Source organism: Mesorhizobium sp. ESP6-5 (assembly GCF_020164695.1).
Lineage (GTDB): Bacteria > Pseudomonadota > Alphaproteobacteria > Rhizobiales > Rhizobiaceae > Mesorhizobium > Mesorhizobium australicum.
The window spans coordinates 100289-114963 of record NZ_JAIUGR010000004.1; the positions used below are offsets into that span (position 1 = coordinate 100289).

At 65.2% G+C, this 14675-nt stretch carries 11 protein-coding genes; 9 read left to right on the forward strand and 2 right to left on the reverse strand.

The features are described 5' to 3' along the window. The first annotated feature begins 89 nt into the window (after positions 1–89). Together LB524_RS07450 and LB524_RS07455 are read left to right on the forward strand one after the other, a co-directional pair. Positions 90–2258 (forward strand): malate synthase G, encoded by a 2169-nt coding sequence (locus LB524_RS07450; protein ID WP_224524841.1) that lies wholly within the window; start codon positions 90–92, stop codon positions 2256–2258. A gap of 193 nt (positions 2259–2451) precedes the next feature. Beyond that, positions 2452–3072 (forward strand): class I SAM-dependent methyltransferase, encoded by a 621-nt coding sequence (locus tag LB524_RS07455; protein WP_224524843.1) that lies wholly within the window; start codon positions 2452–2454, stop codon positions 3070–3072. A gap of 25 nt (positions 3073–3097) precedes the next feature. Here LB524_RS07455 and LB524_RS07460 read toward each other — a convergent pair whose 3' ends face one another. Both LB524_RS07460 and gshB read right to left on the reverse strand, forming a co-directional pair. Next, a complete protein-coding gene (locus LB524_RS07460; RefSeq protein ID WP_224524845.1) occupies positions 3098–4630 on the reverse strand; it encodes a YifB family Mg chelatase-like AAA ATPase in 1533 nt (510 codons plus the stop codon). 355 nt (positions 4631–4985) lie between these two features. Then, positions 4986–5927: a glutathione synthase gene (gene gshB / locus LB524_RS07465; protein WP_015314678.1), complete on the reverse strand. Its 942-nt coding sequence runs from the start codon at positions 5925–5927 to the stop codon at positions 4986–4988. Positions 5928–6146: 219 nt separating this feature from the next. Between gshB and LB524_RS07470 the strand changes: the two genes are divergently transcribed. The 7 genes from LB524_RS07470 (at position 6147) to LB524_RS07500 (ending at position 14578) form a co-directional block, all read left to right on the forward strand. After that, entirely contained in the window at positions 6147–7382 is a 1236-nt protein-coding gene (locus LB524_RS07470) for a glycosyltransferase family 2 protein (RefSeq protein ID WP_224524847.1), read from the forward strand. Beyond that, the gene (locus tag LB524_RS07475; protein WP_224524850.1) at positions 7379–9610 is read left to right on the forward strand and encodes a GtrA family protein; all 2232 of its coding nucleotides are present in this window, start codon (positions 7379–7381) and stop codon (positions 9608–9610) included. The genes LB524_RS07470 and LB524_RS07475 overlap by 4 nt, the downstream gene beginning before the upstream one ends. Positions 9611–9819: 209 nt before the next feature. After that, a complete protein-coding gene (locus LB524_RS07480) occupies positions 9820–11169 on the forward strand; it encodes a putative bifunctional diguanylate cyclase/phosphodiesterase (protein WP_140619804.1) in 1350 nt (449 codons plus the stop codon). Positions 11170–11338: 169 nt separating this feature from the next. Then, on the forward strand, positions 11339–12106 hold the full coding sequence (locus LB524_RS07485; RefSeq protein WP_224524853.1) for an SDR family NAD(P)-dependent oxidoreductase: 768 nt from the start codon (positions 11339–11341) through the stop codon (positions 12104–12106). Then, positions 12103–13062 carry a 2-dehydro-3-deoxygalactonokinase gene (locus LB524_RS07490; protein WP_224524856.1) on the forward strand — a complete coding sequence of 320 codons (960 nt, stop codon included), beginning with the start codon at positions 12103–12105 and terminating at the stop codon, positions 13060–13062. Before LB524_RS07485 ends, LB524_RS07490 begins: the two co-directional genes overlap by 4 nt. Next, the gene (locus tag LB524_RS07495; RefSeq protein WP_140711951.1) at positions 13059–13697 is read left to right on the forward strand and encodes a 2-dehydro-3-deoxy-6-phosphogalactonate aldolase; all 639 of its coding nucleotides are present in this window, start codon (positions 13059–13061) and stop codon (positions 13695–13697) included. Before LB524_RS07490 ends, LB524_RS07495 begins: the two co-directional genes overlap by 4 nt. Then, positions 13697–14578 (forward strand): SMP-30/gluconolactonase/LRE family protein, encoded by an 882-nt coding sequence (locus LB524_RS07500; RefSeq protein WP_140619798.1) that lies wholly within the window; start codon positions 13697–13699, stop codon positions 14576–14578. Before LB524_RS07495 ends, LB524_RS07500 begins: the two co-directional genes overlap by 1 nt. Positions 14579–14675: the final 97 nt, after the last annotated feature.

A 14675-nucleotide genomic window follows, 5' to 3' on the forward strand; every position in this document is an offset into this window, starting at 1 on the left:
CAAAATGCCCCACCTACACCCTAAGCTGAATTGACCCTGCACCCCTGACATGCCAAACGCCCGCAAAGCCTTTCATCTGGAGTAGCCTGATGACCGATCGCATCGAGATCGCCGGATTGCGCATTGCCCGCGAGCTGCATGACTTCGTCGTCGACCAAGCTTTGCCCGGCCTCGGCATCGAAGCGGCGCGTTTCTGGGACGGGTTCTCGGTCATCGTCCATGATCTGGCGCCCAAGAACCGGGCGCTGCTGGCAAAACGCGATGCCATGCAGGAAAAGCTCGATGGCTGGTATCGCGACAATGGCGCGCCCATCGACATGAACGCTTACAAGGCGTTCCTGAAGGAGATCGGTTATCTCGTGCCGGAAGGGCCGGCCTTCAGCGTCTCGACCGACAATGTCGACCCGGAAATCGCGGTCGTGGCCGGACCGCAGCTGGTGGTGCCGGTGATGAACGCGCGCTATGCGCTCAACGCCGCCAATGCACGCTGGGGCTCGCTCTATGACGCGCTCTATGGCACGGACGCCATCCCCGAAACGGATGGCGCTGAGAAGGGCAAGGGCTTCAACCCGGCGCGCGGCGCCAAGGTCATCGCCTGGGCCAAGGACTTTCTCGACCAGTCGGTGCCGCTCACCTCGGGCAAATGGGCAGGGGTCAACGGCCTGTCGATTGCCAACGCCGCCCTGAAGCTCAGCGCCGGCGCCGGCTCGACGACGCTGGCCGATCCCAGGCAATTCGTCGGCTATCGCGGCGACGCCGCCAATCCGCAAGCCGTGCTCCTGGTGAAAAACGGGCTGCATGTCGAGATCGTCATCGACCGCGACAACCAGATCGGCCGCACCGATCCGGCTGGCATTGCCGACGTCATCCTGGAATCGGCGCTGACCACCATCCAGGACTGCGAGGATTCGGTCGCGGCCGTGGATGCCGAGGACAAGGTCGTCGTCTACCGCAATTGGCTCGGCCTGATGAAGGGCGACCTCACCGAAGAAATCAGCAAGGGCGGCAAGAGTTTCGTCCGCAAGCTCAACCCCGACCGCGCCTACATCGCCCCTGCCGGCGGCACGGTGACCGTGCCTGGCCGCTCGTTGATGCTGGTGCGCAATGTCGGCCACCTGATGACCAATCCGGCTATCCTGGACCGCGACGGCAACGAGGTGCCGGAAGGCATCATGGACGCGGCGATGACGGCCCTGATCGCGCTGCACGATGTCGGGCCGAAGGGACGGCGGATGAACTCTCGCGCCGGCTCGATGTATGTCGTGAAACCCAAGATGCATGGCCCGGAGGAAGTCGCCTTCGCCGTCGAGATGTTCGATCGTGTCGAAGCCCTGCTCGGCATGGCCCGGAACACCATCAAGATGGGCATCATGGACGAGGAGCGGCGCACCACAATCAACCTCAAGGAAGCGATCCGCGCCGCGAGGGAGCGCGTGGTGTTCATCAACACCGGCTTCCTCGACCGCACCGGCGACGAGATCCACACCTCGATGGAAGCCGGCCCGATGATCCGCAAGGGTGACATGAAGCAGGCCGCCTGGATTTCCGCCTATGAGGCCTGGAACGTCGACACGGGCTTGGAATGCGGGCTCGCCGGCCATGCCCAGATCGGCAAGGGCATGTGGGCGATGCCCGACTTGATGGCCGCGATGCTGGCCGAGAAGATCGCTCACCCCAAGGCCGGCGCCAACACCGCCTGGGTGCCATCGCCAACGGCGGCGACGTTGCACGCCACGCACTATCACAAGGTCGATGTCCATGCGGTCCAGGCGGCGCTGAAGAGCCGGCCCAAGGCCAAGCTCGACGACATATTGTCGGTGCCGGTGGCCGTGCGGCCGAATTGGACGCCCGACGAGATCCAGCGCGAACTCGACAACAATGCCCAAGGCATTCTGGGCTATGTCGTGCGCTGGATCGACCAGGGCGTCGGCTGCTCCAAGGTTCCCGACATCAACGATGTCGGCCTGATGGAAGACCGCGCCACGCTGCGCATCTCCTCGCAGCACATCGCCAACTGGCTGCGCCACAAGGTCTGCTCGGAAATCCAGGTGATGGATTCCTTGCGGCGCATGGCGGCAATTGTCGATCTGCAGAATGTCGGCGACCCGCTCTACCGGCCGATGGCCGCCGACTTCGAAAAGTCGATCGCCTTCCACGCCGCCTGCGACCTGGTGTTCAAGGGAACAAGCCAGCCCAACGGCTACACCGAGCCTGTGCTGCACAAGCGCAGGCTGGAGTTGAAGGCCCGTCAAGGGTAGGGCGATGCCACGTTGAAAGGGTTTGGAGCGCCGACTGGATGTCGCCGGTCCGCGTAGTCGGCCATCGAGCGGCGAAGACGGCGGCGTCAGCCCCAGCGGCAATGTCGTGCCGAAGGCGGCAGGCTCTTATGGCTGGATACGGTTCCTTTGCTTTTTTCAGTTAGTGCTGGCTGGAAGGCTCGGGAGCATTGGCATGGCCAACACGATGGCGATCGAAAAGAAACTGTTGAATTCCGTCCATGACCGGGCGGTTTTCCAGCGCCGCGTGCGCATCCTGTCCGACCGGCTGGCCGACGAACTGGGCCCGGCCGGCACCGTTCTCGATCTCGGCTGCGGCGACGGCTCCATCGCCAAGGCGATCATGGAAAAAAAGCCGGGGCTGACGTTTCGCGGCATTGACGTGCTGATCAGGCCGCAAACCCATATCCCGGTAGAACTGTTCGATGGCAGCACCATTCCCGCCGCGAATGGCTCCTATGACTGGGTGACGATTGTCGATGTGCTGCATCATGCCGACCACCCGGGCCATCTCGTGCGCGAGGCGGCCCGGGTGGCGCGCAAGGGCGTTGTCATCAAGGATCACCTGCGCGAAGGCTTCGCGGCTTACCAGACGCTTCGTTTCATGGATTGGGTGGGCAACAAGGGGCACAATGTGCGCCTGCCTTACAACTATCTCTCGAAGGCCGAGTGGGACACCATTTTTGCCGCCGCGGGCATGACACCCCGCACCTGGCGTGAGAAGCTGTCGCTCTATCCGTTCCCGGCCAGCGTGTTTTTCGACCGTCGCCTGCATTTCATCGGGACCTTGCGATAGGTAACCGGAGCTGGGCGGAACGCGGCTACGCCGCCTGCGCCATACGCTCCGAACTCATGCGATAGGAAATCGCTTCGGCCAGATGGATGCGGCCGACACATTCGCTGGCGTCGAGGTCGGCGAGCGTGCGCGCCACTTTGAGCACCCGGTGGTAGGCCCGCGCCGAAAAGGCGAGTTTTTCGCTGGCATCCTTGAGCAGCGACAGGCCTGCGGCGTCCGGCATGGCGATCGTCTCGATGACGGCAGGAGAACAATGCGCGTTGGTGGTGGCGCTGTTGACGCCGAGCCGCTCGAAACGCTCGCGCTGGATGGTGCGGGCACGCGCCACGCGCGACGCCACGTCGGCGCTCTTTTCCGCTCGATCCGGCCGGATCAGGTCGCTGGCCGAGACCGCCGGCACTTCGATCCTGAGATCGATGCGGTCGAGCAGCGGACCTGAAATGCGCGCCTGGTAATCGGTGCGGCAACGATCGCCGCGCAGGCAGCGATAACCCGGTTCGCCGGCCATGCCGCAGCGGCACGGGTTCATCGCCGCCACCAGCTGGATGCGGGCCGGATAGGTGACGCGATGGTTGGCCCGTGCGATCATGCAGTCGCCGGTTTCAAGCGGCTGGCGCAGCGCATCGAGCGTCTGCGGCGTGAATTCGGGGAACTCGTCGAGGAACAGCACGCCGTGATGAGCGAGCGACACCTCGCCCGGCCGCGCGCGCAGGCCGCCGCCCACCATCGCCGCCATCGAGGCCGAATGGTGCGGGGCGCGGAACGGCCGCCGGTCGGTCAGCTTGCCTTCGCCGAGCTCGCCGGCCACCGAGGCGATCATCGAGACTTCGAGCAGTTCCTTCGGCGCCAGTGGCGGCAGGATCGACGGCAGGCGCTGCGCCAGCATCGATTTGCCTGAGCCTGGCGGACCGATCATGAGCAGATTGTGTCCGCCGGCGGCCGCCACTTCCAGCGCCCGCTTCGCCGTCTCCTGGCCCTTGATGTCGGCAAGGTCGGGCAGGTCGCGCGCCGCCGCGCGGATGCCGGCCTCCGGGCGCGACAGCACCTGCGTGCCGCGAAAATGATTGGCGATCGCAATCAGGCTGCGGGGCGCGAGAATGTCGAATTCCCGCCCCGCCCAGGCCGCTTCCGGCCCGCAGGCGAAGGGACAGATCAGCCCTTTGCCTTCGGCATTGGCGCCGATCGCCGCCGGCAAGGCACCGGCAACGGCGGTGATCGTACCGTCGAGCGACAGCTCGCCCAGCACGACATAGCCAGCCAGCATGTCGCCCGGAATGGCGCCAAGGGCTGCCATCAAGCCAAGCGCGATCGGCAGATCGTAGTGGCTGCCTTCCTTCGGCAGATCGGCGGGCGCCAGGTTGACGGTCACCTTCTTCGACGGCATCGACAGGCCCGACGCATGCAAAGCCGCCTGCACCCGCTCGCGGCTTTCCGCCACCGCCTTGTCTGGCAGGCCGACGATATGCATGTTGACCTTGCCGGGCGCGATCATCACCTGCACGTCGACCGACACCGCCTCGATGCCCTGGAAAGCGACCGTACGAACCCGCGCCACCATTGTCTGCCCCCGATGCCGGCTCGCCCTTGCCCCTTAACGGGCCGCGAGCGACGTCAACGCAAGACAACCACAGATTTCAGCCCAGGGCAAGAACATTACAGGAACAAGTGAGGTGAGCGCATGGAGCGACTACTGGCTGGTGCATTCCGAAAGCCGCCGCAACACGCCTAAGATCAAGCTGTTCCGAGATTGGGTCCCAGACGGCTGACGTCAGGGAGAGCGCGAACAGCGCCGGCTCTGAGGCGCCACTCTTGATCAAATCGGGAACATTGGCGCAACCGGTAGCCGCACAGGTTGCGCGCCGGTTGTGCCCGGCTGCAAAAGCGGAACATGGTTAACACAAACTGAAAACAAATTATGTCCGCTTCCCCTCCACCGCGTCCCAGAACAGGCTGGCGATGTCGGCGCCGCCGAAGCGCTTGACCTCGCGCACGCCGGTCGGCGAGGTGACGTTGATCTCGGTCATGTAGTCGCCGATGACGTCGATGCCGACCAGGATGAAGCCGCGCTCTTTCAGCGACGGCCCGATGCGGGCACAGATTTCGCGCTCGCGTGTCGTCAACTCGGTCTTCTCGGCGCGGCCGCCGACATGCATGTTGGAGCGGGAGTCGTGCTCGGCCGGCACCCGGTTGATGGCGCCGACCGGCTCGCCGTCGATCAGAATGATGCGTTTGTCGCCCTTGCGCACATCCTTCAGGTAACGCTGCACGATATAGGGCTCGCGAAACATCTGGCCGAACATTTCGAGCAGCGAGGCGAGATTGCGGTCGGCTTCAAGCATGTGGAAGATGCCGGCGCCGCCATTGCCGTAGAGCGGCTTGACGATGATGTCGCCGAATTCCTTGCGGAAGGCGGCGACTTCGAGCGGATCCTTGGTGATCAGCGTGTCCGGCATCAGGTCCGGGAACTCGGTGACGAAAATCTTTTCCGGGCTGTTGCGCACCCAGGCCGGGTCGTTGACGACCAGCGTCTTTGGATGGATGCGCTCGAGGATGTGGGTCGTGGTGATGTAGTTCATGTCGAAGGGCGGGTCCTGGCGCAGCAGGACGACGTCCATTTCGGACAAGTCGGTGCGCACCTTTTCGCCCAGCGAATAGTGGCTGCCCTTTTCGTCGCGCACCGTCATCTCCTCGACGCGGGCAAACACCTTGCCGTCGCGCATCGACAGCCGGTCGGGCGTGTAGTGGAACAGCTGGTGACCGCGCCGCTGCGCCTCCAGCGACAGGGCGAACGAGGTGTCGCCGGCGATCGACACGGTGGAGACATGGTCCATCTGGACGGCGATTTTCAACTTCATGGCAGGTCCCCAGCATAGTCGACGCAAGCGATATAAGCGTCGCGGCGCGTTCTGCCAATCGCGACGTTTTGAACATTGGGATCAGCAAGGCGCGTCTGCCGGTTGCAGACAAGACGAGGACTGACATCATCGCTTTCTTAAGCCTTGCCGTGCGACGGTAAGCTTCGAATGCAGCCGGCCGACCTGACGCAGCGCCGGGCACCCGATGGAACGACGACCATGAACGCGCTCACTGCCGTCCGCGCAGCCTCGACCCAGCAGCTCGAACTCACCATTCTGATGCCGTGCCTCAACGAGGCCGAGACGCTCGCCGTCTGCATCGGCAAGGCCAAGGCCTTTCTCGACCAAACAGGCATAGCGGGCGAGGTGCTGATATCAGACAATGGCAGCACCGACGGCTCGCGGGAGATCGCCGCGCAGGGCGGTGCTCGTGTCGTCCCGGTCGCGCAGAAGGGCTATGGCGCGGCGCTTCTGGGCGGCATCGCCGCCGCCAGGGGCCGCTTCATCATCATGGGCGATGCCGATGACAGCTATGATTTCGGCGCACTGGAGGCATTCGTGGCGCGGCTGCGCGGCGGCGCCGACCTGGTCATGGGCAACCGCTTCCACGGCGGCATAGAGGCTGGTGCCATGCCGGCTCTGCATCGCTATCTCGGCAATCCGGTGCTGAGCTTCGTCGGCCGCCTGTTCTTCCGCATCAAGACCGGCGACTTCCACTGCGGCCTGCGCGGCTTCAACGCCGGCAGCATCAGGAAGCTCGATCTGCAGACCACCGGGATGGAATTCGCCAGCGAAATGGTGGTGCGCAGCGCGCTTGCCGGGCTGCGCATCGAGGAAGTGCCGACCACGCTCAAGCCCGACGGCCGCAGCAGGCCGCCGCATCTCAGGACCTGGCGCGACGGCTGGCGGCATCTCAAATTCCTGCTGGTCTACAATCCGCGCTGGATGTTCTTCATTCCAGGGGCGGTGCTTTCCGGCCTCGGCACGCTGTTCGCGGCGCTGCTGGTGTTCGGCCCCTTGCGGGTGGTCGACAATCTTTCGCTCGATCTCAACACCTTCGTCGCCGCCTGTTTCATGATCGTCACCGGCATCCAGCTCATCACCTTCGGTGCCATTTCGCGATACTATGCCGAAATTACCGGCATCCTGCCGCCAAGCCGCGGGTCGGACTGGCTGACCAGGACCATCAGCACCGACCGTCTCGCCGCCAATGCCGGCATCTGCTTTGCCGCCGGCTTCCTGTTCTGCCTCTATGCCGTGGCGCGCTGGGCCCATCTCGGCTTCGGTCCGCTGAACGATTCCGAAATTCCGCGCATCGTCGTGCTGGGCTTGAGCCTGATCGTCATTTCGTTCCAGGTCTTCTTTTCGGCATTCCTGCTCGGTGTGCTGGAGATACCTGTCAAGCGGCTGAAGGCCGGGCTGTCGCGGGAAGCGACGGCACGCGATCAGCAATGACCGACGTGCTGCCGGCGCTTGTCCAGGCGCGCCCGTTCCGCTTCATGGTGGTGGGCATCGGCGCGGCGGGATCGTTTTTCGCGCTCTCGTGGCTGCTGGTTTCGCTGGGCGTTCCGCCGTTCGCCGGCAGTGCCGTCGCTTATGCGACGGCGTTCGTCGTTGCCTATCGAGCGCAGCGGGGCTGGACGTTCGGTGCGGAACACGATCACAAGGTCGCGTTCCCGCGCTATCTTGCCCTGCAAGCCGGATGCGCCGCTTTTGCCTGCCTCGTCTCGCAGGTGGCGGTGACGCGTTTCGGCCTGTCGCCCGTCGCGATGTCGGCGCTGACGACGGTCGTGACAAGCACCATCAGTTATCTGGTTTCGAGGCTTTGGGTGTTTCCGGCGCGCGGCCACGGCTATCCCGGCAAAATGACCGCTGGCCATGCCGCGATGCCTTCCAAGGACACCGCCCGTCCCTCCTGGCGGGCGGACATGCTGGCGGCGCTGCTCGCGGCCCTGGTGCCGCTCACGGTCTATGCCGTGACCGGATTTCCGCAACTGGCCAACCCGGCGGGCGACAATGACAGCCTGCTGCAACTGGTAGAGGTCCGCGATCTTCTGGCCGGCCAGGGCTGGTTCGACCTGCACCAGTACAGGATGGGACTGGAAGGCGGCTTCGTCATGCATTGGTCGCGGCTGCTCGACGCGCCACTGGCCCTTGGCGTCCTTGCCGTATCGGCCCTGACGGGCAACGTCGCCCTGGCTGAACAGGTCGTGCAGGTGGCCTGGCCTGCCCTGCTGTTCTGGCTGGCGGTCTTCTTCATTATCCGCGCCGCGCGCGCTTTCGCCGGCGGCCACGCTGTCCTGCCCGCCGCCGTCGTCGGTGGCGCCGCGCTCTATTACCTCGGCATTTTCTCCCCAGGTTCGCTGGATCATCACAATGTGCAGCTGATGCTGATCCTGGCGAGCCTTGCCTTGCTGCTCGAGGCTCCCTTGCTGCGGCCGGCCGCCTTGCTTTCGGGCATCTGCGCCACGCTGAGCGTGGCCATCGGCATGGAAAGCGCTCCCTACGCCGGAACCCTTGGCGCCGCTGTCGCGCTGCTGTTCCTTGGCAATGGTGCTCGGGAAAGGCTGACCGCGAGGGACTTTGGCCTGGGCGTCGCCGCTGTTTCGGCTCTCGTCTTCGTCGCCACCGTCCCGGCATCCGCATGGACCCAGGCACAGTGCGACACATTTTCGATTGTGCAGTTCGCCGTCGCCGGACTTGCCGGCGCGGGGCTGGCGATCATCGCTTCATGGAAGGCCACCAGTGCCACCGTCGCCGGCCGCCTGGCCTCGCTCGGCCTGCTTGGGCTAGCCCTTGCGGCTGTGGTTGTATTCCTGTTCCCGCAATGCCTGGCCTCGCCCTATGCCAACCTCGATCCGCGCCTGAAGGAGATGTGGCTCAGCCATATCGACGAGGCGCAGCCGCTGTTCCAGATCGTCACCAATGATCCGGCCAGAGCGGTGGCACGGTTTGCCACGCCGTTGGTGGCCATCATCCTGATGGCGCTCCGCGTCGGCCATGGCTGGCGTCGGCAGGACAGCCTTGTCGGCTCGCTGCTGGTTATGGCGTTCCTGGTCAGCGCCTGGGAAGTTCGCGGCTCCACCTTCTCCATCGCCTTCGCGGTGATCCCGCTTGCGGCATGGATCGCCTGCTGGCGGCAGCGTGCGCAAACCAGTCCGTCCAACAGCGCCGCACTCAGGATGGCCGCGGCCTGGCTGATATCGGTAAATGCAATCTGGGCAGGCGCTGCCGGGGCGGCGTCGAGTGCTTTCCAAACCGACGCGGCTGCCACCGGTGCCAAGGCCGCAGACACGGCTTGCCTCGGCAAGGCATCGTTCGCGGCGCTCGGCCGGATGCCGGCCACAACCGTGCTTTCGCTCTCGAATCTTGGCTCGCCGATACTGGCCTTTACTGGTCACCGCGTGCTGGCCGGACTCTACCACCGCAACGTCGCCGGAAATCTGGTCGCGCTTGATGCCTTGCTGGGCTCGGATGCCGATGCCAGAACCGTTGTCGAAAGGCATCATGTCGGCCTTGTCGCACTCTGCCGTGGCAACGCGGAAAGCCGCCTGCTCATGGCCAGGGCACCGGACGGTTTCCTGGCCAGGTTGATGAGCGGGGACGTGCCGGTCTGGCTGGAGCCGGTGGCGGAGACCAAGGGAAGACCCTTGGAACTGTATCGCGTCAAGCCAAACGGCTGAAAATCCAAGCGCTTGACGGATTTTGTAGCCGGCTTCACGAAGCTATCCGGCTTACGGTTTGGGCACGGCTCACGGCGAAAGCCGGACCCCGTTTTCGGGATCATGCTCCGGCCACAAAAATCGGTCCGTGGGATACGTTTCCTAAAGGGTTTGCTGCCAGTCTGGAAAATAAATTCCGACGACAAAAGCAGGGACGAACAGGGACACCGATGCAAACTCCGTTTGGCACCGGTCAGGCAAACAGGGAAAGCACGGATCTGGCGTTCACCGATCCGTTGACCGGGCTTGGCAATCATCGCCGCTTCTTCGACAAGGTCGATCGCCTGATCAGCGACCGTTCCGACGATCCCGCGCCCTTCACCGTCGGCATTCTCGACCTCGATGGTTTCAAGCCGATCAACGACCTGTTCGGCCACAAGGCCGGCGACGACATCCTGATACAGGTGGCGATGCGGCTGCGCGCCTCGATGGACGGCCATTCGACGGTCTGCCGCATCGGCGCCGACGAATTCGCCTTCCTCTACCCGCTGGTGTTCTCGGAGGAGGCGGCGGCGGAAAAATCCCGCATGCTGATCGAGATCCTGTCGGCGCCCTACGATGTCGGCGAACGCACCGCCAGGCTCTCGGCCTCGGTCGGCTGCTCATTGTTCTATTCCGGCGACGAGACCACCGAGATCCTCATCAACAAGGCCGAAACGGCGCTCTACCATGCCAAGCGTTCCGGCCGCGGCCGCGTCGTCGTCTATACCCGCGAGATGGAGGAGGCCGCCAAGCGCGTCACCCGCATCGAACAGGCGCTGCGCCGCGCGGTCTCGGCCGGCGAGGTGGAGCCGCATTTCCAGCCGATCGTCGATCTCACCACGCGCCGCACCATCGGCTTCGAGACGCTGGCGCGCTGGACAGACCGCGACCTCGGCTCGGTGCCGCCGACCGTCTTCATCCCCATCGCCGAGGAGCGCGGCATCATCGGCCCGTTGTCGCAGCTCGTGCTGCGCAAGGCCACCGAGGCCGCCAGGAGCTGGCCGAAAGACCTGTTCCTGTCCTTCAACCTGTCGCCCTCGCAGCTCGTCGACCAGAACACCGGCCTGCACATACTGGCGATCCTTGACCGCACCGGCTTCGATCCGCGCCGGCTGGAGATCGAGATCACCGAAACCGGCCTGATGAACGACCCGGCTTCGGCGGCGCAGATCGTCGAGGATCTGCGCCGCGTCGGCATCCGTGTCTCGCTCGACGATTTCGGCACCGGCCAGTCCTCGCTCGGCCGCCTGCGCGAATTCCATTTCGACAAGCTCAAGATCGACCGCGCCTTCGTCTCCTCCATTCTCGACGACCGGCCGTCCGAACACATCATCCGCGCCATCCTCGCCATGTGCGAAGGGCTTGGCATGGACGTGGTCGCCGAAGGCATCGAAGAGGAGGCGCAGGCCGACCGGCTGGTCCAGTTCGGTTGCGCCGGCGGGCAGGGCTATCTGTTCGGCAAGCCGGCCGATGCCGACGCGACATTGGGCTACCTCCGTGATTCCTTCCGTGGCGCCTTGCGCGCCAAGGCGATCTGAGCGGCAGGTTTCGGCCCTGCCCGCGATGCGGCGATGCCGCCTGGCGGGGTCGCGCAGGGGCGCGATCGCCTTTTTGTCAGACATAAGCCCCGAAATCGGTCTTTTCGCCCTTGCCCGCCGGACGTGTCTGGCTAGGATGCGCGCCGGTTGACCCGGGAGACGAAAAATCATGATGCCATCGGCGCGTTTTGCCGACCTCGAAGGCGCTTCGGTGCTGATCACCGGCGGCGGCTCCGGCATCGGCGCGGCATTGACCGAAGGGTTCATGCGCCAGGGCGCCAAGGTCGCCTTCATCGACATCGCCGACAAACCCAGCATCGCACTCGCCGACCGTATCGAGGAAGAGCTCGGCCGTCGGCCGCTCTATCTCAGGACCGATCTGCGCGATATCGAAGCACTGCGGGCGTCCGCCGCGAAGGCGGCCGAAGCGCATGGCGACGTCACCGTGCTGGTCAACAACGCCGCCTGGGACGAACGCCACGCCGTCGAAGACGTGACGGTGGAGTTCTGGGACAACAACCAGGCGATCAACCTGCGGCCGCATTTCTTCACCGCGCAGGCGGTGGCGCCGGGCATGAAGCGCGCCGGCGGCGGCTCAATCATCAATTTCACCTCGACCTCCTATCTGATCAATCATCCCGACCTGCCGGCCTACACCGCCGCCAAGGCCGGCATCCTCGGCCTCACCAAGGGGCTGGCCGGCAAGCTCGGGCCCGACCGCATCCGCGTCAACGCCGTCGCGCCCGGCTGGGTGATCACCGAGCGGCAGCAGCAGCGCTGGGTCACCGAACAGGCGCTTGCCGCCCATGTCGCCAAGCAGTGCATCAGGGACGTCATGCGGCCGGACGACATGGTCGGCACGGTGCTGTTCCTGGCCTCGGATGCCTCGCGCATGCTGACCGCGCAGATGCTGATCGTCGATGGAGGCTTCCTGTGAGCCCCGGGTTTGCAAGCAGCGTGCCGGCAGTCGCGGCGCTCGATTGGGGCACGACCCGGCTTCGGGCCTGGCTGATCGACGGCGGCGGCAAGGTGCTTGCGGAGCGGCGCGGCGACGATGGCCTGATCACCGCGCGCGAAAAGGGCTTCGCCAACGTTCTGGAGGGCCATCTGGCAGCGATGGGCGCGCCGGAGGAATTGCCCGTCATCATCTGCGGCATGGCCGGCTCCCGCCAGGGCTGGCTGGAGGCGCCCTATGTCGGCGTGCCGTCGCCGCTCGGCGCCATTCTCGGCGGCGCCGCTAGGGTGCCCGGGCAGAAGCGCGACATCCGCATCATTCCCGGCCTTGCCCAGCGCCCGGCCGACGCGCCCGATGTCATGCGCGGCGAGGAAACGCAGCTTGCCGGCGCCGGCCTGCCCGCCAGGGGCCGCGAACTGGTCTGCATGCCCGGCACGCATTCGAAATGGGTGCTGGTCGAGGACGGCGCCGTCGCCGGCTTCGGCACCTGGCCGACGGGCGAGCTGTTTTCCGTGCTTGCCGCGCACTCGATCCTGCGCCATTCGCTGGGTGAACATCCGAGCCCGGTTGCTCCAGACAATCCGTTCTTCCGCCGCTGGTGCGAAACAGCGCTGGCCGATGGCGGCGATGTCACCTCTCGGCTGTTTGCCATCCGCGCCGCCGGCCTGCTCCAGGACCTCGAGGCCGATGATGCCGCCGCCTGCCTGTCCGGCCTGCTGATCGGCGGCGAGATCGCATCGGCCCGGCGCCGGCATGGCGCCGGCGCGACATCGGTCGTGCTGATTGCCTCGGGCGCGCTGGCCGGGCTCTACCAGGCCGCCCTCGGCCTTGCCGGGCTTGGTGTGCGGACAGTCGACGCGGACGAGGCTGTACGCGCCGGTCTCATCGAGGCCGCGCGGGAGAATGGCATGATTGCCAGAAGTGGAGCCGCCATATGACCGAGACCGCACCCTTTCCAAAACTCAAGCGCGGTCTAGTCGCCATCCTGCGTGGCCTCAAGGCAAGCGAGGCGATCGCCATCGGCCAGGCATTGTTCGATGCCGGCATCGAGGCTATCGAGGTGCCGCTCAATTCGCCCCAGCCGTTTTCGTCGATCGCCAGGCTTGTTCAAGTGCTGCCGAAGACAGCTTTGGTCGGCGCCGGCACGGTGCTGACCGCGGCCGACGTCGATAGTCTTCACGCGGCCGGCGGACGACTGCTGGTCAGCCCCAACATCGATGCCGAGGTGATGGGCCGCGCCGCGCACTACGGCATGGTCACCATGCCCGGCGTGTTCACCCCCACCGAGGCCTTCCAGGCGATCCGGCTCGGCGCCTCGGCGCTGAAATTCTTCCCCGCCAGCGTGCTCGGCGCATCGGGCATTTCCGCGATCCGGGCCGTGCTGCCGGCGCAGACTCTGGTCGGCGCGGTCGGTGGCGTTTCGGAAAAGGACTTTGCCGGCTACAAGGCGGTTGGCGTGACGGTCTTCGGGCTCGGCTCCAGCCTGTTCAAGCCAGGCATGAGCGTCGATGATGTGGCGGCGCGCGCCCACGCAGCCGTCACTGCCTGGGATGCGGTATTCGGAGAAGCATGATGAGTGAACCGATCGTTTCCGTCTTTTCCGATCATGTCTGCCAGCTCGGCGAAGGGCCAAGTTACGATCCCGGCACGGATGCGCTGTTCTGGTTCGACATCGTCAACAGCCAGCTCCTGGAAAAGCCCTTGGCCGGCGGCGCGCTGAAAATCCACGAGCTTGGCCAGATGGCAAGCGCGATCGCCATCATCGATGACAAGCGACAGCTGATCGCCACCGAAACCGGGCTTTTTGTCCGCGACGTCGCCACCGGCGGAATGACGCTGCACACCGCCATCGAGGCCGACAACCCGGTCACCCGTTCCAACGATTCCCGCGTCCATCCCTGCGGTGCCTTGTGGGTCGGTACCATGGGCAAGGGCGAGGAGAAGGGCGCGGGCTCGATCTACTGGTTTTTCAAAGGCGAACTGCGCCGCCTGTTTTCGGATATCACCGTCTCGAACTCGATCTGCTTTTCATCAGACGGCACGCTTGCTTACTACACCGACACCTCGACCGGATTGCTGATGCGCGTTGCCTGCGATCCGGCGACCGGCCTGCCCGTCGGCGAGCCGAAGATCTTCGTCGATCACCGCTCGGCCAAGGGCTATATCGACGGTTCGGTGCTCGACCGCGACGGCATCCTGTGGAACGCCGTCTGGGGTGGCAGCGTCATCGAGGCCTATGGGCCGGACGGCGAGCTCGTCCGCACGGTCGCCATGCCGGTGACGCAGCCATCCTGCCCGGCCTTCGTCGGCAGGAATGCCGATCGGCTGGCCGTGACCTCGGCCTGGTCGGGCAAGAATGAAAAGCAGCGTCTGCTCGACCTGCAGGGCGGCATGACCTTCCTGCTGGACATTCCTGTCAATGGCCGCCTGGAACCCCGAGTCCTGATCGCCTGACATTGCCGGACGCGAGCCCCGAGGCCTTGGTCTCAATCCTGGCGCTGTCACGCAGGCGTCCGGCGCGCGTCGATTTCGCGAAAGCCGATTGTGCGGG

What these genes read in the sequence shown, in the direction of transcription:
- LB524_RS07460 (WP_224524845.1), bottom strand. Translation starts at nt 4,630, where the DNA reads ATGGTGGCGCGGGTTCGTACGGTCGCTTTCCAGGGCATCGAGGCGGTG.
- LB524_RS07455 (WP_224524843.1), top strand. Translation starts at nt 2,452, where the DNA reads ATGGCCAACACGATGGCGATCGAAAAGAAACTGTTGAATTCCGTCCAT.
- LB524_RS07475 (WP_224524850.1), top strand. Translation starts at nt 7,379, where the DNA reads ATGACCGACGTGCTGCCGGCGCTTGTCCAGGCGCGCCCGTTCCGCTTC.
- gshB (WP_015314678.1), bottom strand. Translation starts at nt 5,927, where the DNA reads ATGAAGTTGAAAATCGCCGTCCAGATGGACCATGTCTCCACCGTGTCG.
- LB524_RS07480 (WP_140619804.1), top strand. Translation starts at nt 9,820, where the DNA reads ATGCAAACTCCGTTTGGCACCGGTCAGGCAAACAGGGAAAGCACGGAT.
- LB524_RS07500 (WP_140619798.1), top strand. Translation starts at nt 13,697, where the DNA reads ATGAGTGAACCGATCGTTTCCGTCTTTTCCGATCATGTCTGCCAGCTC.
- LB524_RS07495 (WP_140711951.1), top strand. Translation starts at nt 13,059, where the DNA reads ATGACCGAGACCGCACCCTTTCCAAAACTCAAGCGCGGTCTAGTCGCC.
- LB524_RS07450 (WP_224524841.1), top strand. Translation starts at nt 90, where the DNA reads ATGACCGATCGCATCGAGATCGCCGGATTGCGCATTGCCCGCGAGCTG.
- LB524_RS07485 (WP_224524853.1), top strand. Translation starts at nt 11,339, where the DNA reads ATGATGCCATCGGCGCGTTTTGCCGACCTCGAAGGCGCTTCGGTGCTG.
- LB524_RS07470 (WP_224524847.1), top strand. Translation starts at nt 6,147, where the DNA reads ATGAACGCGCTCACTGCCGTCCGCGCAGCCTCGACCCAGCAGCTCGAA.